This window comes from Pseudarthrobacter sp. YAF2, assembly GCF_052113345.1.
In the GTDB taxonomy this organism is placed as follows: domain Bacteria; phylum Actinomycetota; class Actinomycetes; order Actinomycetales; family Micrococcaceae; genus Arthrobacter.
Genome location: NZ_JBFRDA010000005.1, coordinates 172,151 through 191,380 on the forward strand (window position 1 = coordinate 172,151; position 19,230 = coordinate 191,380).

General features: G+C 62.5%; 16 protein-coding genes and 2 pseudogenes. 8 read left to right on the forward strand and 10 right to left on the reverse strand.

Going from position 1 to position 19,230, the window contains the following annotated elements; genetic code table 11:
• Positions 1–53 precede the first annotated feature (53 nt).
• From AB4Y79_RS07460 to AB4Y79_RS07480, 5 genes and pseudogenes are all read right to left on the reverse strand, one after another.
• Positions 54–367 (reverse strand): annotated as a pseudogene (locus tag AB4Y79_RS07460) (ATP-binding protein); the annotation flags it as partial.
• Positions 367–1,605: pseudogene (gene istA, locus AB4Y79_RS07465) on the reverse strand (IS21 family transposase). The pseudogenes AB4Y79_RS07460 and istA, both read right to left, overlap by 1 nt.
• A gap of 381 nt (positions 1,606–1,986) precedes the next feature.
• A complete protein-coding gene (locus AB4Y79_RS07470; protein WP_441860155.1) occupies positions 1,987–2,190 on the reverse strand; it encodes a hypothetical protein in 204 nt (67 codons plus the stop codon).
• Positions 2,191–2,604: 414 nt separating this feature from the next.
• Positions 2,605–2,757 (reverse strand): hypothetical protein, encoded by a 153-nt coding sequence (locus AB4Y79_RS07475; RefSeq protein ID WP_441860157.1) that lies wholly within the window; start codon positions 2,755–2,757, stop codon positions 2,605–2,607.
• Positions 2,758–3,082: 325 nt separating this feature from the next.
• The gene (locus AB4Y79_RS07480) at positions 3,083–4,444 is read right to left on the reverse strand and encodes an MFS transporter (RefSeq protein ID WP_441860158.1); all 1,362 of its coding nucleotides are present in this window, start codon (positions 4,442–4,444) and stop codon (positions 3,083–3,085) included.
• 237 nt (positions 4,445–4,681) lie between these two features.
• Between AB4Y79_RS07480 and AB4Y79_RS07485 the strand changes: the two genes are divergently transcribed.
• From AB4Y79_RS07485 to AB4Y79_RS07520, 8 genes are all read left to right on the forward strand, one after another.
• Positions 4,682–5,530 carry a PaaX family transcriptional regulator gene (locus AB4Y79_RS07485; RefSeq protein WP_441860160.1) on the forward strand — a complete coding sequence of 283 codons (849 nt, stop codon included), beginning with the start codon at positions 4,682–4,684 and terminating at the stop codon, positions 5,528–5,530.
• Between the two features lie 94 nt (positions 5,531–5,624).
• Positions 5,625–7,199, forward strand: coding sequence for an FAD-dependent monooxygenase (locus AB4Y79_RS07490; protein ID WP_441860162.1), 1,575 nt, complete (start codon positions 5,625–5,627; stop codon positions 7,197–7,199).
• Positions 7,192–9,228, forward strand: coding sequence for an acetate--CoA ligase family protein (locus AB4Y79_RS07495; protein WP_441860164.1), 2,037 nt, complete (start codon positions 7,192–7,194; stop codon positions 9,226–9,228). The genes AB4Y79_RS07490 and AB4Y79_RS07495 overlap by 8 nt, the downstream gene beginning before the upstream one ends.
• Positions 9,225–10,895: a (2,3-dihydroxybenzoyl)adenylate synthase gene (locus tag AB4Y79_RS07500; RefSeq protein ID WP_441860166.1), complete on the forward strand. Its 1,671-nt coding sequence runs from the start codon at positions 9,225–9,227 to the stop codon at positions 10,893–10,895. The genes AB4Y79_RS07495 and AB4Y79_RS07500 overlap by 4 nt, the downstream gene beginning before the upstream one ends.
• Positions 10,896–10,905: 10 nt before the next feature.
• Positions 10,906–12,027: a cupin domain-containing protein gene (locus tag AB4Y79_RS07505; protein ID WP_441860167.1), complete on the forward strand. Its 1,122-nt coding sequence runs from the start codon at positions 10,906–10,908 to the stop codon at positions 12,025–12,027.
• Positions 12,027–12,851: a fumarylacetoacetate hydrolase family protein gene (locus AB4Y79_RS07510; RefSeq protein ID WP_441860169.1), complete on the forward strand. Its 825-nt coding sequence runs from the start codon at positions 12,027–12,029 to the stop codon at positions 12,849–12,851. Before AB4Y79_RS07505 ends, AB4Y79_RS07510 begins: the two co-directional genes overlap by 1 nt.
• Positions 12,851–13,606: a maleylpyruvate isomerase family mycothiol-dependent enzyme gene (locus tag AB4Y79_RS07515; RefSeq protein WP_441860171.1), complete on the forward strand. Its 756-nt coding sequence runs from the start codon at positions 12,851–12,853 to the stop codon at positions 13,604–13,606. The genes AB4Y79_RS07510 and AB4Y79_RS07515 overlap by 1 nt, the downstream gene beginning before the upstream one ends.
• 28 nt (positions 13,607–13,634) lie before the next feature.
• Positions 13,635–14,210 (forward strand): adenylate kinase, encoded by a 576-nt coding sequence (locus AB4Y79_RS07520; RefSeq protein ID WP_441860228.1) that lies wholly within the window; start codon positions 13,635–13,637, stop codon positions 14,208–14,210.
• 624 nt (positions 14,211–14,834) lie between these two features.
• Here the strand turns inward: AB4Y79_RS07520 and AB4Y79_RS07525 are convergent.
• The 5 genes from AB4Y79_RS07525 to AB4Y79_RS07545 all read right to left on the reverse strand — a co-directional run bounded on the left by AB4Y79_RS07525 (position 14,835) and on the right by AB4Y79_RS07545 (position 19,190).
• Positions 14,835–15,248, reverse strand: a complete 414-nt coding sequence (locus AB4Y79_RS07525; RefSeq protein ID WP_441860173.1) for an ester cyclase — start codon at positions 15,246–15,248, stop codon at positions 14,835–14,837.
• A gap of 368 nt (positions 15,249–15,616) precedes the next feature.
• Entirely contained in the window at positions 15,617–16,006 is a 390-nt protein-coding gene (locus tag AB4Y79_RS07530; protein WP_441860174.1) for a nuclear transport factor 2 family protein, read from the reverse strand.
• Complete coding sequence (locus AB4Y79_RS07535) at positions 15,999–16,931, reverse strand: dioxygenase family protein (protein ID WP_441860176.1); 933 nt, start codon at positions 16,929–16,931, stop codon at positions 15,999–16,001. Before AB4Y79_RS07535 ends, AB4Y79_RS07530 begins: the two co-directional genes overlap by 8 nt.
• Before the next feature lie 20 nt (positions 16,932–16,951).
• On the reverse strand, positions 16,952–18,046 hold the full coding sequence (locus AB4Y79_RS07540; RefSeq protein WP_441860179.1) for a maleylacetate reductase: 1,095 nt from the start codon (positions 18,044–18,046) through the stop codon (positions 16,952–16,954).
• Between the two features lie 139 nt (positions 18,047–18,185).
• Positions 18,186–19,190 (reverse strand): amidohydrolase family protein, encoded by a 1,005-nt coding sequence (locus tag AB4Y79_RS07545; RefSeq protein WP_441860181.1) that lies wholly within the window; start codon positions 19,188–19,190, stop codon positions 18,186–18,188.
• Between the last annotated feature and the right edge of the window lie 40 nt (positions 19,191–19,230).

A 19,230-nucleotide genomic window follows, 5' to 3' on the forward strand; every position in this document is an offset into this window, starting at 1 on the left:
TACCGAATAGGGTGTCTCCTGGGCCTCCACCATGCACTGTGCACAAGGTTCTTGGACGCTTCGGTGAGGAACGCGCCGGTGGCCAGGTGCGCGATGGTGTCGCGTCTGAGACCTGGCTGGTGGTCAAAGCTGAACTCCTCGAGCGACTTGCGGGCAGGGAACCCGGCTGCCTGGCACGCATCTCCGCGCCGGAGGCTTCGCGGGCGGCGACTTCCCGGGACAGGACCGCGGCGAGGTATTCCTCCTGGGTCCAGCCGGTCTCGCAGGCCTGGTCCGCGAGCCTGGCTGTAACTTCCCAGATCCGTGGTGCCTTCATGGCCCGGGAGTAGTACTCGATCTGCCCGGCAATTTCCTTGGCGTTGGTCATCACGCGACCTGCCCGTCATCGAGCACGACCCCGAACGCCCGGTCGTAGTCAGCCAGATCCCTCAACCCGGCCGTGTCCATGGATGGTGGAGGGTTTTGGAAGGCTTTCCGCATCGTCCGGGAGGCCTCGACATGGTCAGGTCGGTGATCGTCAGGCCAGCGCCCCGGGACCGGGAATGGCATCCGACGCAGCGACCGTCCAGGCTGATCGTCACGGTGTCCAGGTCAGCGGTGACCTCGACGAACCTGCCGATCGCCTGCGGGTGCACGGAGTAGTCGTTGGATCCCATCCGGACGTAGTAGTCCCGCGGCAGCCGAACCCTTGAGGTGAAGCCGGTAACCGGTGGAACCGGTGGCAGCGCCAGCATGGCCGCTTTGTCCGCAGCGAGCAGGTCCGTCGGGCGTGAGCCAGTCCGCCTGACCAGCCGGGTGTTGGCCTTCGGCAGCCACTGGCCGAGCTGGGCGTTGAAGTCCTCCGGTGAGGTGAAGACCCGGCCCGACAGGAAGGAAGTCTCCAGGAACTGGTTGGCCCGCTCCACCACCCCCTTGCTCTCCGGATCATAAGGCTTGACCTGCACGATCCTGGTGGCCAGGACCCCGGCGAATGCCGCGACCCGGCGGCGTAGCTGTTCCGCCGGCCGATGCCGGTTTCGTTGTCCCAGATCAGCCGCCGCGGAACCGCGCCCAGGGATCCGAGCAGCTCCCACATTCCGGCCAGCAGGTCTCCGGTCATCCGGGACGGGATCATCCTGGCCATAATGAACCGTGAATGCGAAGACACCATCACCAGCACCGGCACCGGCACCGGCACGGGCACGGGCAACACCCTAGCTTTGCCGGTGCTGACAGGTATCCGGACCTCTGGGAACCACCGGTCGCACTGCGCCTGATCCCCGGGATCGTACGAAATCCGATCAGCAGGATCAGCCGGAACATACTCGGGCCGGATCCTGGCAACGTTCTCACGAAACCAGGCCGGGGACCCGGACCAGCCCACCCGTTCGGCCAGCACTGTCGCCGGCATCCGCGGGTTCTCCAGCAGCAGCGCACGAATCGCCGGTTCCACAGCCTTGATCCCGGAGTCCTGCGGCGACCGGACGTAAGTGGGCGGACTGTCAGCACTGACTGCCTTCGCGACGGTGTTCCGGGAGATTCCCAGCCGTGCCGCTATCGATCTCATCGGCTCACCCCCGCAAGATGCAACCGCCGAATAAGCGCCCAATCCTTCACTGTGATCACCCACCCAATCGTTTGAAACAGGTGGCTCAGTTTTCAACCGTCACAATGGCTCACTTTTCGACCGTCACCGACAAGGTTATCCACCGCTACTGCTACCAGGGGGCTACCCCAAAGGCTCCCACTTCCAGCCGTGGATAACCCGAATTGACCACGGCCATGGACCGAATGGAGTCGTCACCAGTTCCGGCTGCGTGATCAGCAAGCAAAGGCTTTGCCCGGCCGAGTCAGGTTGACGGAGTAACTGTTATCGGCGTTCCAAGCCGGGTGGGGGAGGGTGCCGAAAAAGTGGGCTTCCGGCGCCTCGGCCGTGAGGCCGGCGGGAGCCAGACGATGCTCATAAATCAGCCGCGTTCAGGGCCGAATGCTAGGAGCCGTGCTCCTTCAGAGCAGATCGAGTTCTCGGGTGAAGCCGAACGGGATATCGGGGCTGAGTGCGACCGTGTAGGTGGTGAAATCCACCCTGGTGACGAGAAGGCCCCAGCTCGTGGCCTTCTCACGCAGTACTGCGCTGGCGTGCTCCAGTTCGCGGTCTACCGAAGCGGCGTCCTTGACTTTGACAACAATAGGCGACGTCTCTGCTGACATGGTGGTTCCTTTTCTGCGCGTGGTTTTCGGGACCTTTTGCGGTTTCATTACGGCGCGTGACGTGCGATTAGAAGTTTGGTGGCCTTACGGCTTGCTCTAGCAGCGGACGCCTAAGTCAGCTCTACAAAAGGTCCGTTATCGGCGCTGAAAGCACGGGAGTAGAAGTAGCTGCGAGAACTCCCGCTCCTTGACGAGTTTGAAGTTCCCGCAGGTCAGAGACGCTTGTGGCGATGACTGCATTCAGCCGCCGGGGTCCGAATTTTGCCGCCGGATTGCTTGCTCCCGCAGGCTTCCTGCATCTAATGCATGTTTCCAGGGTTTAGCGTTGCGGTCAGTGGTGCCATTAGGGGTTTCGGCTCCGGCCAGGCTCGAACGGCCGAGCATTCGACTCATCAGCAAACTACCCGCAATGCATCACAGGATCCGGACTCGGGCCCTCAAGATCTCCACTTCGGTGAGCTCGACACGTTCGTCAGGTATGTTGTTGGGCCAGTGGAAGACCAAGCAGTCGTCTCCGCTGGAGGTGCGGAGGATCATGCCATGGCCGCGGATAAGCGAAGGCGTCATTCCAGAACGGCCTTCTAACTCCTCTGAAGCGGTAGCATCGCAGGCACTACTCCCGTCTCATGAATAACCGCGCATGCCAGTTGAGTGAGAAGAGTAGAAGCGGTTCGGAACTACCGCTGAAACGGCGGGTCGCACGCTTCCTGGTTTTGGTTGTGGGTAGGTGCTGCGGATGACCCGCCTAGGTCATCCTGAAGCGCCGCGGCCAGGCTGAAGCGTCTCTTGAAAGTAGCGGGGACGGTCGCGCAGTGCAGTGCGCAACCGTCCCCCCTACCTTTTTATCCGTGAGTCGCGGCATTCGTCGTGCCTGCGATGTTTCTGCAGGTGGTTAGTGTGGGAGGACTTGGCTTGACACGCCTGCTGCTCCGGGCGTTTGGCTGGTCTCGGGAGTTCCTGCAGCCTGGGTGGGGTTGGGTACGGTCATAACCGCGATCACGCCGACGGCTGCTGCTATGGCCCAGACGGAGAAGTTGATGAAGTTACCGAGGTTCGCCGCTACCAGCACTCCGCCGCCTGAGATGGCGAGAACGGCGCCGATGCGTCCGATTCCTAGCGTGATTCCCAGGGCTGTCGCCCGTGTAGCTCCGGAGAAGTAGGTTGCTACGAACCCGTTGACGAGGATCTGGGCTCCCACTGAGCCGAAGCCGACTACGCCGACCAGGAAGTACATGGCGGGCAGGGGCATGATTCCGGTTCCCATGAGTACAAGGGCTACGCCTGAACATGCGAACGCGGTGGCCGTGACCTTGCGGGGGCCGAATTTGTCGGCCAGGCGGGAGGAGACGAGGACGCCCACGACGGCTCCGATGTTGACCGTGAGCAGGAAGGATAGGGACGAGGCCAGGGAGTATTTGGCAATGACCATCAGCTGGGGAAGCCAGGTGTTCAGGCCGTAGACCAGTGTCTGGCCGCAGATGCCGGCGAGGCAGAAGAGGATCATGGCTCCAAGCAGCCGTCCAGTGAGCAGTGTGCGGAACCGGCCCTTTTCCGGAGCGTCTCCTTCAACACGGGCGGGCGGGAGTTGGTCGAGTCCGTAATCAGCGATGATGCGTTCTGCGCCTGCCCGGTCGCCTTTAGCCGCGAGGTACGCCGCGGACTCCGGCAGAAATTTGAAGAGCACCGGGACGACTGCCACCAGGGGGATGCCGCCGAGGGCAAGCATTCCTTGGAATCCCAGGGAGGACAGGAAGGCCAGCGAGAGCAGGGCGGCGAGGATGCCGCCCACGGCGTACCCGGAGAACATGAGGGCGTTGTTGAAGTTGCGGCGGTTGGATTTCGAGAATTCGACTGTCAAGGCTATGGCCGTGGGAATAACGCCGCCCAGGCCCAGGCCCGCGAGGAAACGGAAAATTCCGAACAGTTCCGGAGTCGGTGCCCACGCAGTCAGCAACATCAGGAGTGAGAAGGCGGCGATGGATACCATCATGATCTTCCGGCGCCCGACGATGTCCGTGAGGTAACCGATGAGGATTGCACCGATGAACATTCCGGCCAGGGCGTAACTGCCGATGGCTCCGGTTTGTACGGGGGTCAGGCCCCAGGGTTCGTAAGCGAGGAGCTTGGGAACGATGGCGCCGTAAACGACCAGGTCGTAGCCGTCGAAAACGATGGCGAGGAAGCAAAGGAAAATGACAGCGGCAGCAGATTTGCGGTGGCGTGCCGGCGATGAGACTGGCGATTGAAAAGCCATTGGGACTCCAGGTGGGATACACGGCATTGTGGTTGGTCCAGAGATTTTGGAGAGCTGTTGTGAGCTACCCCATAACCAAATGTAACATTAGCTCGTTGCCCGTCCATAGATGTGTTGCATGTGTATGGATGCCCGGGCTCGGCGGACGTAACCGAAGTGTGTTGCTCGTACTTATACTTGTTGCACATCGCTCAAGCTGGCCCCAACCCGGGCGGCAGGCAGAATTGGAGGGGTCCTGTGCAGTGGAAACCCAGAGCGCTCATCCTTGACCTTTTCGGGGATTATCTCCGGTACGCCGGCAGCGAGGTAAAACTTGCGGACATCACCGCACTGCTCGCTGTCTTCGAGATCGAGGCCGCTACCGTGCGCGTCAACCTGTCACGGCTGCGCAAGGAAGGGTGGTTCACGACCCGGCGCGTCGGCAGGGAGACGGTCTACTCCCTTACCCCGCACATGTTGGAAATACTTGATGAGGGGCGCGAGCGAATCTTTCACCGTCGCAATGAGGAATGGGACGGCAGATGGACGATGGCCATTTACCAGGTCCCCGAATCCGAGCGGGCAGTCCGCGAGCAGTTGCGCAAGCAGCTCGCATGGCACGGCTTTGGGCAACTCTCGCCCTCCACATGGCTCAGCCCCCACAGCCTCATGGCGGAGGTCCGTCAGGTTGCCGACGAGAACCCCCAGGCAAAAGTGGACGCCCTATGGTGCGGAACCGGAGACCTGCAGGAGGATAGGGACCTCGCAGCGCGGTGCTGGGATGTGGAGCAGCTCGGAAAGGATTACGAGCACTTCATCCGGACCTACGCCGCCCTCGACAATGAGTCCTCCAACGCCGCCAAGGATGGCCGCACCGCTCTGATGGAACGCATGCGCATCATCGGCGACTTCCGCCGCTTTCTCTTCCGCGATCCGTACCTGCCCAAGGATTTGCAGCCCCACGGCTGGCCCAGCGACGAAGCGTGCCGTCTTTTTGGCGCCGTGCACCGCCAGCTGGGCCCGGCGGCCACTGACTACGTCTCCAACATCCTTGGCGAACCGGTCGGCCCCGGTGCAGAGGTTACGGAGGAACTTAGAACCGGCTGATATGTAACAAAATCTTGACGCCTTACATGGATTAGTTTCATAATGGTTTCCGAGACCTCTCTCAATGAATCCCAATCCCTAGAAGGTGGCATCGATGGCACTTCGCGTAGCCTGCATTGGCGGCGGTCCTGGCGGACTGTTCTTCTCAACCTTGTTCAAGCAGACCGTTCCGGACGCCGAGGTTGTATTGTTCGAACGCAACCAGGCCACCGATGCCTTTGGCTTCGGGGTGGTCTTCTCGGATGCGACCCTGAACCGGATCAACGAGGCGGACCCTGTGGTCCGGGACGGACTCCGCGACCACGGGACGCATTGGGACGACATCGAAGTCTGGCTCAAAGGTGAAAAAAAGTCGTTTTCCGGAAACGGTATGGCAGCCATTTATCGGAAGACGCTCCTGCAGCTGATGCAGGAACGCGCGGCGGAAGCCGGCGTCGAGATGCGGTTCGGCCAGTACTTGCCGGACCTGTCAAAGCTTGACGGCTTTGACCTGATCGTCGGGGCCGACGGCGCCAACTCATCAACCCGCGAACAGCTGGGCGAGAGCCTTGGCCACACGGCAGAAACCGCAACCGCCAAATTCATCTGGTTCGGCACCACGCACCTTTTCAAGGGTATGACCTTCCTGCACCGCAAGAGCGAATTCGGCAACTTCGCGGTCCATGGTTACCCGATCAGCGAAAACCTGAGCACCTTCATCGTTGAAACCGACGAGGCGACGTGGCGTAAAGCCGGACTCGACGAGTTCGATGTCAGCCAGCCCCCGGGACCTTCTGATCTGAAGACGCAGCGGTTCCTGGAAAAGCTGTTTGCTGAGGACATCGCCGGCCAGCCGCTCGTGGCGAACAGCTCGCGCTGGGCGAACTTCCGGACCCGTAGGACCCGTTCCTGGCACAAGGGCAACGTTGTGCTGCTGGGCGACGCCGTCCACACGGCACACTTCTCTGTCGGCTCCGGCACCAAGATGGCCATGGAAGACGCCATCTCGCTGGTCCGTGAAGTCGCTGCACATCAGGACGACCTCGAGACGGCGTTCACGAATTACGAAGCCGAACGTCAGCCCCAGGTCGCCAAAATCCAGAACCAGGCCCGCGGCGGACTGAGCTGGTGGGAACACTTCGGCAGGTATTACGACTCCTTCGAACCCACCCAGTTCACCTTCCACTTCTTCTCCCGCAGCATCGACATCGACAAAATCCGCCTGCGGGATCCGGAACTCGTTGAATCCGCAGAACGGGACTGGCTCACTCGCCACGGAAAGGCCCCGCTGGAAACTCCGTTGCCTGCCGGTCCTGCCCGGTTCAGCGGCCGTCTGCTGTCCCTGACCCACGAAAGCGGCAAGGTCCAGTTGCAGGACGGCGGCGCTAGCCTCGCCTTGGTGACCGACCCGGCCCAGGCCGACGCAGGCACCGGCCTGCTGCTCACGGCACCGGACCACGAAGAAGGCTTGAAGGATGCCTTCGAGCAAATCCCCGCCGAAGCAGCCGTTGTGGTGATCCAGGGCGGAAACCCGTTCACCCGTATCCTGCTTTCTGAGGAAGTCCGCCTGGGCCGTGGCGTGACCAGCGTCATTGTTGATGACCGGGGTCCGGCGTCGAACCTGACCCTGGTACTTTCCGGCCGTGCCGACGCCGTTGTTGCAGCCACTGCGGAGGCTTCCCATGCATAGCCTGTCCTCTCTGTTTGCCCCTCGCGGCATCATCGTGGTTGGCGCATCGTCCAGCCCCGAAAAGCTCGGCGCCGTCATGGCGCAATCACTGTCCAGCTACCCCGCGCCGGTGGAACTGGTCAACAGCCGCGGTGAAAACGGCATGCACACCAGCATCGCCGAGGCTGCTGCGGCAATTCCCGGCGGCCCCGATCTCGCCGTGCTGTGTGTGCCGGCTGCTGCCACGGCACAGGCTCTGCGGGACAGCGCCGCGAACGGTGCCAAAGCAGCGTTGGTCTGCGCCGGTGGTTTCGCAGAAGCAGGTGGTCCCGGCATCGAATTCGCGTCCCAGGTCGAGTCCGCTGTCCGGGAAACCGGCATCAGGCTGCTGGGCCCCAACACGTCCGGGTTCTTCGTTCCCCACCGCAACCTCCGCGCCAGCTTCGTCCCGGGTGTCGCTGAATTGGAGCCGGGTTCGGTAGCGGTCGTCGCAGCCAGCGGAGGAGTCAATCACGTACTGGCATTTCATCTGCAGCGCTCTGGAGCAGGGGTCAGCCTTGCCGCCGGTATCGGAGCAGGAACTGACATCACCGCACCGGACGTGCTGGACTACCTCATCACCGATGATCAGACCAAGGCAGTAGCCCTCCATCTGGAAACTGTTTCGGACGGGCCTGCCCTCGTTGACGCCGTCTCACGCCTGAGCGCGGTCAAGCCCGTCGTTGCATTGGTCGTCGGCCGAAACGATGTGTCCGAATTCGCTCAATCACATACCGGCGCCTTGGCTACCTCCTGGCGTACCACACGATCGGTACTCCAGCAGGCGGGTGCGGTAATCGTCGATGACGAGAACCAACTGGTCGCCGCAGTGACCGCCCTGGCCGGTCGCCGGCTGCACCCGGCCGCAGATCCCGGAGTAGGCCTCATCACGGGCCAGGCCGGACCGGGCCTGTTGATCGCCGATGCCCTGCACAGCGCTGGTGTGACGCTTCCGCGACTCGCGCAGAGCAGCCAGGACACCATCGGCGCCTTGCTCCCGCCGCTGACGTTCCAGGCAAATCCGGTAGACACCGGCCGACCCGGGCCCAGCTATGAGCAAATCGTTGCCGCCGTGTCACAGGACCCGGCAATCGACCTTGTGGCGCTTTACGGCCTGACAGAACCGGTGACCGACCTCCCGCTGGCCGTAGCCAATTCGGGCGCGGCGGAGACAATGCCGTTCCTCATCGGCGTCGACGGCCCCGACGGTGACCTGGAGCGAGCCCGCAAGTCTGCGCGACAGCACGACCTTCCGCTGATTACGGGGCCAACCTCGCTGGCTCACGGTATCGCCGCCCTGGTGAACGATGCCCGGGGTCAATTCCAGAGGGCCCAGGCTGCTGAGGGTGCCACAGCCTGGCCGGAGGTAGAAGGTCCGTGGGATGAGAACCGCTCCAAGGAACTTCTCGGTGCACTTGGCATTTCTACGCCCGAACGGCGCGTGTGCAGCACCCGTGACGCTGCCCATGCGGCGCTGGCGGAACTTGGCGGTCCCGTAGCCGTGAAGCTGCTCGACGCAACCGTCCTGCACAAAACAGAAATTGGAGGCGTGCACCTTGGCGTCAAGACCGCCGAAGACATGGACCGGGCCCTGGCAGGTCTCGAAGCCGCCGGCGCCCGCGAGTTCCTGGTAGAGGCAATGGCGCCCTCCGGCGTCGACCTTGTCGTCGGCGTCCGACGCGACCCCGTTTTCGGACCGATCGTGGTTCTGGGGCTGGGCGGCACCGCGGCCGAAGTCTTCGCCGACATCTCCATACGAACCGCGCCCCTTGCACTGCGGGCAGCCGAAAGCATGCCCGCCGAGCTGCAGGCACGCGAACTCTTGTATGGCTTCCGTTCCGGTCCGATGCTGGATACGTCTGAACTGGCCGGCCTCTTGGTCAGACTCGGGGATGCACTCGTCTCCAACGAGACTGTCGCTGAAATCGAAATTAATCCCCTCCGCCTGACCAACAACGGGCTCTTGGCGTTGGATGCAGTAGTTATCAATGTCGAGGAGGACATTCAATGACCAGCCACACCAGTGAAGGTACTTTCCCCTGGCCAGCAGAACTTGCTGCAGAATTCCGCCGGAAGGGCTACTGGGAGGACAGGGCCCTGGGCAGCTATGTCCTGGACACCGCCGACCGCTTGCCCGACAAGGTGGCGTTGGTAGAGGGCGATGTCCGCATCACCTATGCCGAGCTTGCCAACCGGATGGACGCCGCAGCCGAGCGCCTCCTCCAGCTCGGACTCAAGGCAGATGACCGCATCATGCTCCAGCTGCCGAACGGATGGCAGTTCACAATCCTCACCCTGGCTTGTTTCCGTGCAGGGATCATCCCTGTCATGGCGTTGCCTGCGCACAGGAAATACGAGCTGTCCTTCCTGACAGAACTCTCCGAGTCCCGCGCCATCGCAGTACCGGACGTGATCAAGGATTTCGACCACCAGGCCTTGGCCGAGGAACTCGCTTCATCCATTGCGTCCCTTGAGCTGATCCTCGTATCCGGCGCCGCGAACCCCCTGAACATTCGCCTGGACGAAATCCTTGCCCCCGGGACGGACGCTGCCGGTGCCCGGGTCAGGCTGGATGCATCGGCGCCCTCTCCGGATGCACCTGCTCTGTTCCTGCTCTCAGGGGGCACTACGGGGCTGCCCAAGCTCATCACCCGCACCCATAACGATTACGCGTACAACATCAAGGCGACGTCCCTGCCAACGGCCGTTACTGAGGACACTGTTTACCTCGGTACTCTGCCGGCGAGCCATAACTTTCCCCTCGCCTGCCCGGGGATCCTGGGCATACTGTTCGCCGGCGGCCGGGTGATCATGCTGCCCAGCCCCGAGCCACGCAAAGCCTTTGCCGCCATTGAACGCGAAGGCGTCACACTTTCCACCGCGGTCCCGGCAGTGGCGCAGCGCTGGATTGAACACCAGGAGGAAGTGGGCGGCAACCAGCTGGCGAGCCTGCAGGTCATTCAGGTTGGCGGTTCCAGACTTCCGGACGAGATCGCCTACAAGGTCAGGCCCGTGTTGGGTGCAACCTTGCAGCAGGTCTTTGGCATGGCAGAGGGGCTCATCAACACCACCCGGCTGGACGACCCCGAGGACGTCATTTGCACGACCCAGGGCCGTCCGGTATCCGAGGCTGACGAAGTCCGGATCGTTGATGAAGCAGGCAATGACCTGCCCGATGGAGTTGCCGGAGCCATCCTGACCCGGGGCCCCTACACCCCTCGCGGCTATTACCGCGCGCCGGAGGCCAACGCCCGGGCTTTCACTCCTGATGGCTGGTACGCCAGCGGGGACATCGTGGAGCGCCGCCCGGACGGAAATCTCATTGTCCAGGGGCGGGACAAGGACATGATCAATCGCGGCGGCGAAAAAATCTCCGCGGAGGAAATTGAAAGCCTGGTGTACCGGATTGAGGACGTCACCATGGCGGCCGCCATCGCCATGCCTGATCCGGTGCTGGGCGAAAAGCTTTGCCTCTACATCACCGTCAAACCAGGAACAGAAGTAACTCTGGAACAGATCCAGGACCTGCTTCGCCGGACCGGAGTGGCAGCATTTAAGATCCCGGAGCACCTGGTGGTGGTGGATGAGCTGCCCACGACCAAAGTCGGAAAGATCAACAAAAAGGACCTTCGCGCCGACATCGCCGAGCGCCTGGCTTCCACCTCCCCTGCGAAGTGAAAGGAAGACGATGATGGAAAACATTACCCATGAGTCTGTGGCGGCCGGGGTGGTCGTTCCGGAGCCGACTCCGGAGGAAGCGGCCCAGCTTGAACAGCTCTACCGGGATTTCGACAAGGAGAACCTGATCCCGCTGTGGACAGAGATCGGTGACCTGATGCCGATGGTCCCCACCCCCAAGGCAGTCCCCCACGTCTGGCGATGGAACGACCTGTACCCGCTGGCCGCCCGCGCCGGGGACCTGGTCCCGGTGGGCCGCGGCGGGGAACGCCGTGCCATTGCCCTCGCGAACCCCGGCCTTGCTGGAACCCCATACGCCACACCGACACTGTGGGCGGCAATCCAGTACCTCGGTGGCCGGGAAACAGCCCCCGAGCACCGCCACTCCCAGAACGCGTTCCGCTTCGTCGTCGAGGGCGAAGGCGTATGGACCGTCGTGAACGGGGACCCCGTCCGCATGTCCCGCGGTGACTTCCTGCTCACCCCCGGCTGGAACTTCCACGGCCACCACAACGACACCGACGAGCCGATGGCCTGGATCGACGGGCTGGACATCCCGTTGGTGCACTACGCCGACGCCGGCTTCTTCGAGTTCGGCACCGAACGCGTCACCGACGAAGCCACCCCGGACATCTCCCGCTCCGAACGGCTCTGGGCCCACCCCGGCCTGCGCCCCCTCTCCGGCCTGGACGACACCACCAACTCCCCCATCGCCGCCTACCGCTGGAAGTACACCGACGCCGCACTCCGCGAACAGCTCCTGCTCGAGGACGAAGGCCACCCGGCGACCGTCGCCCAGGGCCACGCCGCGGTCCGCTACACCAACCCGACCACCGGCGGGGACGTGATGCCCACCATCCGCGCCGAGTTCCACCGCCTCCGCGCCGGCGCCACCACCGAGCCGCTCCGCGAGGTGGGCTCCAGTGTCTGGCAGGTCTTCGAGGGCACCGGCTCGGTGGTGCTCAACGGCGAAACGAAGGAACTGGCCAAGGGCGACCTGTTCGTCGTCCCGTCTTGGCAGGAGTGGTCCCTGCAGGCCGATACCGAGTTTGATTTGTTCCGTTTCAGCGACGCCCCCATTTTCGAACGCCTGAGCTTCAACCGCACCTACATCGAAGGACGCACCAAGTAATGAGACTCCTTACCCTCCGCACCGAAAACGGCACCAAAGCGGTGCGCCAGGACGGCGACACCCTCACTGAAATTCCCGGGTTTGCCGATGTCGGCGCCCTGCTGCAGGACCCCGCCTGGGAAACCACGGCTTCCGCGGCCAGTGGCCCTACGCACGCCCTGGACGGCGCCGACCTCGCCGCCGTCGTACCTTCCCCGGGGAAGATCATCTGCGTGGGGCACAACTACCGCAACCACATCAAGGAGATGGGCCGGGAAGTCCCCGAGCACCCCACCCTGTTCGCCAAGTACGCCGAGGCCCTGATCGGGCCCAACGACGACCTCGCGCTGCCGCAGGAATCCGACGCGGTGGACTGGGAAGCCGAACTCGCCGTGGTCATCGGCAAGCAGGGCCGCCGCATCAGCGAGGCCGACGCCGCGGACCACATCGCCGGCTACGCCGTCCTGAACGACGTGTCCATGCGGGATTACCAGTTCCGCACTATCCAGTGGCTGCAGGGCAAGACCTGGGAAAAGTCCACCCCGTTCGGCCCCGCTTTGGTCACCAAGGACGAATTCACTGCCGGGCCGCTGATGACCTCGGCCGTGGATGGGGAGGTGCAGCAGAGCACCCCCACCGGAGACCTGGTGTTCACCCCGGAATTCCTGGTCTCCTACATCTCCACCATCATCACCCTGAACCCGGGCGACGTGATCGCCACCGGCACCCCCGGCGGGGTAGGCCACGCACAGGACCCCAAGCGGTACCTGCAGGAAGGCCAGGTCCTGGTCACCACCATCGAAGGACTCGGCCAGCTGACCAACCGCGTGGTCAAGGAAGCCTGATGGTCGCCCGCCACGACCAAGCCACCGACCCGCGCCTGCAGGAACAACTTCTGCAGGCGCGGCGGGGCACCGCTTTTTTCGCGCGGAAGCTCAACGAGCTCACCGACGCAGAACTGGACGGCGACTCGCTGCTGCCCGGCTGGACCCGCCGGCACATCGTCGCGCACGTGGGCTACAACGCCCGCGCGATAGCGCGGCTGGTCGAATGGGCTGCCACCGGAGTTGAAACACCGATGTACCCCTCCCCCGAGGCGCGCAACCATGAGATCAACTTTGGCGCCACGCTCTCCCCCATCGCGCTGCGGAACCTTTTCGATCACTCCGCGGTACATCTGTCCGTCGAGTGGCGTGACCTGCCGGACCCGGCATGGCAGCACGAAGTCCGCACCGCGCAGGGACGCACCGTCCGCGTCTCCGAAACGGCGTGGATGCGCACCAGGGAAGTCTGGATCCACGCAGTCGATCTGAACAACGGGGCGACCTTCAACGACATCCCCGCACCCGTCCTCGAGCGCCTCCTCAGGGACATCACCGGCGCCTGGAAAACCCGCGGCACCGACACGGGCCTCATCATGGAGGTCTCCGGCCAGCCCCAAACAATGACCTTCGGGGACACCGGCGCCGCCCACGCAACGGTCATCGCCGGCTCTTTGCCCGCCATCGCTGAATGGGCAGCAGGCAGAGGCGCCAACGGTGTGACAGCGGAAGGTCCTGGCGCCAACGGCGCGGTTCCCGCTACCCCGAAGTGGATCTAGGCCAGAAAGGGCTTTTGCGATGACGAGAATGCTAATTATTGGACCTCCCGGTTCCGGAAAAGGAACCCAGGCGGAGCGGATCTCGGGACGCCTCGGCGTCGCGGCGATCTCCACCGGCGATATCTTCCGCGCCAACGTGAAGGGCGAAACGCCGCTTGGCATCGAAGCCAAGAAGTACATGGACAACGGCGACTTCGTCCCGGACAGCGTCACCAACAAGATGGTCCGCGACCGGCTCAGCGAGGCCGACGTCGAAAACGGCTTCCTGCTCGACGGCTACCCCCGCACCACCGCGCAGGTGGATTACCTCGACGAGATCCTCGCCAAGGGCGACGAGAAGCTCGACGTCGTCCTGCAGCTCACTGCCGACGACGAGGAACTGGTCCACCGCCTCCTGGGCCGGGCCAAGGAAACCGGCCGGAGCGACGACAACGAAGCCGTCATCCGCCACCGCCTGGACCTGTACCACGAGCAGACCGAAGTCGTGGTGGCCAAGTACGCCGAGCGCGGCATCCTCACCCAGGTCGACGGCTTCGGCCCCATCGACGAAGTGACCGACCGCGTGATGCAGGCCCTCACGACTGATTACAACGTGGTTGCCTGAATCCGCCCCTCGACCCTGTAAGTGAATTACCTGTCGAACAGCAGGAGGTGACATCGCCCGCCCCTTCGCTGCGGCTTTCATCAAGACCCGATTTTTCGGACTATCTTGATGGTTCTCCGGCTACCGCAGCCCGGTTTCCTGCCCCTCCAGCTGTCAGGGTGGGCTCTGAGGACATCATGAGCCACCGTCAACAATGCCGAATCTCGCGCTAATCTGACGCCAGACCGACGCCCCAAGTTGCCTGCACTCCCCCGCCACCCTGTCCAACACTGCTCTAGGGCGAGGCGACCTCCGAGAAACCTTAACAGGCAATGCGTGCGGGGAACCCTCACATGGCTCCTGCTTCCTGGCATTACCCGATAGCTACTTGACCGAATATTTATTATCGGCGCTGGAATTAAGGGGAGTCGAAGGGGCGCTCGTCAATATGTGCCAAGAGGTCATCGGCCCCACCAGCAAGACCGTCCCGGTAAGCAGCTCGGAAAGCTCGACATACGTGCCAGAAGTTTCTTGACCCGCACCTGCCACTAGTGAGACTTCTTAGTCATTGACCTGTGTTTGGTGTCCACCAACCTGAGAGGTCTTCACCTAGTCACGATGTAATCAACGTCTTGACTCGTACATCTACGCATCGGGCGGCCGGATTTGCATCATCAGCCCGAAGAGATCCGGGAGACCGTGCTCTTCACTGATTTGACCATTCGTGAACCGATAAATGTTCATTGCCTGCGTTTGGATCTGTTTGCCTGTTGCAGGGACGCCGAGGAAGTCCCCTTGGTGTGTGCCGCGAAGGATGAATCGAGCGGCTACTGTGTTTCCTTCAATAATGGTTTCTTCCAGCGACCACTGGACGTCGGGAAACGCTTGCCGCATGATCCCGATGATTTTGAGGTAGCCGCCTGGACCCTGCACTGGCTCTGGCAGGAAAGGCACATGGAACGTTGCCGACGGTGAGATGATTTCATCACCAATCCTTTCGTCGGCTGAATTTATGAATTCGACGAAACGGTCCATCCGTTCACGCAGTTCTTCAGTCATTTGTTTGCTTCCTTCACGTCTCTATTTCGCTACGACACAGTATTTTGGTGGCTATCGGATGACGAACTCTGGTTCCCGCAAGCGTCTCAGCTAGGTCGCACTGCAGCGGCCGCCGGCTCGACTGGCATGTAGCAGCCGACCGAGCAGTTCCATGAGTTCATCCGTCTTCTGCTCGGTGAGCACAAGATTCAGTCGCAGATGCAGCTCGGCTTGAACCGGGTGTTCCTGGCCCCTTCCAGCAAGATTCGACCGTCCGCCGTGAGCTCGATGAGGGAGGACCTTCGATCGACTGGGTTAATTCTCCGACGGCAATATCCGGCCTTTTCAATCCGGTAAATGAGCTTGCTCGTGCCTTCGACGGCAGGTCTTTAGGAGTTCGGGAGGGGTGTGGGCTGGTAGGCGACGAATTTCCATTCGTCGCCTTCTTGGATCCATACGGCCAGTGAGCTGTTGTTTATGGTCTTATCGGTTCCGTTGACTGTCAGGTCGGCCTTCATGCGTCCCAGCACCAAAGCTGTATTCCCGATGATGGTGATGCTTTCAATGGAATTCTCGATCCTGTGATAGCGGAGGGTGCCAGTGCGGAGCTTGGCCGTGTAGTCCTGCCTGGAGTCGCGGTTGCCTCCGGAGTGGGAGTAGACGAGTTCGTCATGGCAGAGATCGTCGAAGGTAGCGAAGTCCTGCTCGAGGACGGCCTTGTAGCGCTTCGCTTCCAACTCTTGGATGACGGATTCCGATATTCGTTCGGAGTCAGTCATGGGACTTGGGTATATTGCCGGCCTCTGGGGCGAGGACGATGTCGAATCTGGTTCGGGCCCAGGGCTGGCCAGCGAGGTCTCGGCTGTTGGGTGTGGGGGTGCCGGGTTTCTGTTCGATGAATTTCTTGATCAGGGAGTCCTTGACTCCGAACACGGAGTCGCCGATGGCGATCTGGGGGTCGCCGTCGACGAAGATGTGTGTCACCAGGGTGCGTTGCCCCGGGGCTGTGACCATGAAGTGTAGGTGTGAGGCGCGTACCGGTGACCGGTTGACTGCTGCCAGGAGTTTGCCGACGGGCCCGTCGTGCGGGATGGGGTATGGCGTGGGGGTCAGTCCCCAGAAGGAGTATTGGCCGTTTTCGTCGGCGAACAGGTGGGCGCGGCCGGCGATCCGTCCGTCTGAGTACTGGGCGTCGTAGAACCCTTCGTCGTCGGCTTCCCAGACTTCGATCCGCGCACCGGGGACTGGTTGGCCTCCGGTGGTGGTGACGGTTCCTTCAACCCAGCATGGCTGTCCGGAAGCGCCGCCGGCGATGTCTCCTCCGTTGGGTATTTCGGGGGCGTCCTCGGCGAAGAAGGGGCCGAAGACGGTGGCTTCGGTGGCGTTGCCGTGGGCGGGGTTGTTCACCGCGACCGTCTGCATGGAGGCGCCGAATATGTCCGAGAGCAGGATGAACTCCTGCCGTTTGTCGTCGGTAATGTGCCCGCATGCGGTCAGGAAATTGATCGCTGCGTCCCATTCCTCTTCGGTGAGGCGCACTTCCCGGATGAAGGAGTGCAGGTGCCGGGTCAGGGACACCATGAGCGTCTTGAGGCGCTCGTCCGGGGTGTTTTTGAAGGACGCGACGACAGTGTCTGTCAGTTCCTGTTCGACGGCGGCCTGGACTGGGTCGGGGACCATGGAGGTTCCGGTGGTGGTGGTCATGGGAGTGTCCTTTGTTGTCTTCACAAGGTGGCCAGTTCAGGGGCGGGGACGTCGCCGGCCTGTGCCGCGGAGAGCAGCGCGGTGATGTTCTCCTCCGTGGCAGAGGTCGGGTTCGATCCCGGCACCACGGCAAGGACCCGGCGGACGGCCTCGGGGATGTCTTCTGGGGTGAAGCCGTAGTCGGCGAGGGACTTTGGGGCGTTGAGGCTTTCCCGGAGGCTGTTCAGTGCCTGGACGGCCGAGGTCTTGGTGTCCTCGGTGTGTCCTAGGGCGGCGGCGAGCCGGGCTGCCAGTTCCGGTACGGCCGGGGCGTTGAGCGCAAGAACGTACGGGAGGATTACGGCGTGGGTTTCGGCGTGTGGCAGGTTGAAGGTTCCGCCGAGGACGTGGCAGATCTTGTGGTGCAGCCCGGAACCTGCGGAGGCGAAGGCGACTGCGGCAAGATAGCAGCCATAGAGTGACTGTTCGCGGGCATGGATATTTCCGGAATCCGCCGTGATCCCTGTCAGGCCGGCAGCCAATGCCCGGACTCCTTCCAGCGCGAGTGACTGGTTGATGGGGTCTGCCTTTGGCGCCCACAGTGAATCCACGCAGTGTGCCAGGGCGTTCAATCCCGATGCCACAGACATGCCCGCGGGGAGCGAAACGGTGAATTGCGCGTCGTAGATGACCGTGACGGGCAGGACCCTGTCATCAACCCCCGTGGTTTTGGTGCGGTCTTCTGTCAGGCCCCAGACGTTGGTTGCTTCAGACCCGGCGTAGGTGGTGGGAACCGCGATGATCGGTATCCCGGTTGTCAGAGCGACCGCCTTGGCCAGGCCCGTGGTCGAGCCGCCCCCTACGGATACCAGGAGGTCGATGTCCGCGTCCGCTGCGGCCGCCCGTGCCTTATCAGCCGTTTCCATGGGGACATGCATGACCACGTCGTCGTGCCACATTGCGACTTCGATCTCCGCGCAGGCCTGCCGGGCCATCTCGGTCTCGAACTTCGAGGCGATGACCATCACCTTCTTCGCGTCCAGCCGGGTTACCTCTGCTGCGAGGTAACCGGCGGCTTTCCCGGAGCCGAAAAGCACTCTCTGCCCCAGCGTCGTGTGCTCGAATTCCATTCCCATATCTTCCGTACTCCTGCTCATGCTCATGTCGTGTTGATGCTTGAATCGAGCGCCCCGGGCGGTGCTCATGCCATCCTGATCAACGTGGCATGAGCACCGCCCGAAGCCCCTGAGCCCTGTCGCTCAGGCTGCCTCGCGACTATTTGGCGGGCGCCGCCAGTGCGGTGGGGATTGTGGCTTCATCTCCCAAGCGGAGCAGCTTTTCTGCGTTGCGGTAGCTGATGTTGGCGCGGTCGGCCTCGCTGATGGGTGCGTTGTCCAGGAACTTCGCGGCTTCCTCAATGGTTTCGAACGGGTAGTCGGTGCCGAACAGGATGTGTTCGGAGCCCAGCGCCAGCAATGCACACAGGAGCGGGGCGGGCGAGCACACCCCGCTCGTAGTGACGTACAGGTTTTCGCGCAGGTATTCCGAGGGCTTGCCCTTGGCGAGCTCGATGCCGTGGTGGTTGTGGAAACCCCAGCGTGAATCCATTCGCCACAGAACGTAGGGCAGGCCTTCACCCATGTGTCCCAGAAGCAGCTTCGCGTTGGGGAAGTCGTCAAAGACCCCGCCGAAGATCAGCCGGAGGGCGTGAGTGGAGGTATCGATTCCCCAGCTCCACATCGGACCCACCAGTTCCGGGTGTCCGCTGAGTACGTGAGCCGTGTCCACACCATTTGCCGGGTGCAAGTACAACGGAACGTCGAGGCCTTCTGCCATTTCCCAGACAATGCGGAGCTTCGGATCATCCAAGTACATGCCGTTGGTGTGGGCATTAACCAAAGCACCCTTCATTCCCAGGTCCTTGACGGCGCGTTCCAGTTCCTTGGCCGCGGCCTGGGGATCCTGCAGCGGCAGCGCTGCGAAGCCTGAGAACCGGTCGGGCCTTTCAGCCATGATGCCGGCCAGGAAGTCATTCACTGTCTTGGTCTTGGCAATAGCCACCGCGGAGTCGGTTTCGGCCTGGATGCCCGGGGAGTTGAGAGACAGGACTTCCATGTCGATCCCGTGCAGATCCATTTCCGGCAGCCGCTCCTCCGTAAAGTCCAGGAGTCTGCGGGAGGCATCGGCCCACGCCTGCGGCTGCGCGATGTTCGAGGTGCTGCTGCCGTAGCCCACCAGATCAGGGGTCACGAAGTGTTCTTCGAGGGCAATTTTCTTCATTGGGTCTCCTTTGAACCTTGAGTCACTGCGTTCACTATTA

Bases quoted from the DNA above. Each gene is read 5' to 3' on its own strand.
- AB4Y79_RS07470 (WP_441860155.1), bottom strand. From the start codon at position 2,190: ATGTCAGCAGAGACGTCGCCTATTGTTGTCAAAGTCAAGGACGCCGCT.
- AB4Y79_RS07475 (WP_441860157.1), bottom strand. From the start codon at position 2,757: ATGACGCCTTCGCTTATCCGCGGCCATGGCATGATCCTCCGCACCTCC.
- AB4Y79_RS07480 (WP_441860158.1), bottom strand. From the start codon at position 4,444: ATGGCTTTTCAATCGCCAGTCTCATCGCCGGCACGCCACCGCAAATCT.
- AB4Y79_RS07490 (WP_441860162.1), top strand. From the start codon at position 5,625: ATGGCACTTCGCGTAGCCTGCATTGGCGGCGGTCCTGGCGGACTGTTC.
- AB4Y79_RS07495 (WP_441860164.1), top strand. From the start codon at position 7,192: ATGCATAGCCTGTCCTCTCTGTTTGCCCCTCGCGGCATCATCGTGGTT.
- AB4Y79_RS07500 (WP_441860166.1), top strand. From the start codon at position 9,225: ATGACCAGCCACACCAGTGAAGGTACTTTCCCCTGGCCAGCAGAACTT.
- AB4Y79_RS07505 (WP_441860167.1), top strand. From the start codon at position 10,906: ATGATGGAAAACATTACCCATGAGTCTGTGGCGGCCGGGGTGGTCGTT.
- AB4Y79_RS07510 (WP_441860169.1), top strand. From the start codon at position 12,027: ATGAGACTCCTTACCCTCCGCACCGAAAACGGCACCAAAGCGGTGCGC.
- AB4Y79_RS07515 (WP_441860171.1), top strand. From the start codon at position 12,851: ATGGTCGCCCGCCACGACCAAGCCACCGACCCGCGCCTGCAGGAACAA.
- AB4Y79_RS07520 (WP_441860228.1), top strand. From the start codon at position 13,635: ATGCTAATTATTGGACCTCCCGGTTCCGGAAAAGGAACCCAGGCGGAG.
- AB4Y79_RS07525 (WP_441860173.1), bottom strand. From the start codon at position 15,248: ATGACTGAAGAACTGCGTGAACGGATGGACCGTTTCGTCGAATTCATA.
- AB4Y79_RS07530 (WP_441860174.1), bottom strand. From the start codon at position 16,006: ATGACTGACTCCGAACGAATATCGGAATCCGTCATCCAAGAGTTGGAA.
- AB4Y79_RS07535 (WP_441860176.1), bottom strand. From the start codon at position 16,931: ATGACCACCACCACCGGAACCTCCATGGTCCCCGACCCAGTCCAGGCC.
- AB4Y79_RS07540 (WP_441860179.1), bottom strand. From the start codon at position 18,046: ATGGGAATGGAATTCGAGCACACGACGCTGGGGCAGAGAGTGCTTTTC.
- AB4Y79_RS07545 (WP_441860181.1), bottom strand. From the start codon at position 19,190: ATGAAGAAAATTGCCCTCGAAGAACACTTCGTGACCCCTGATCTGGTG.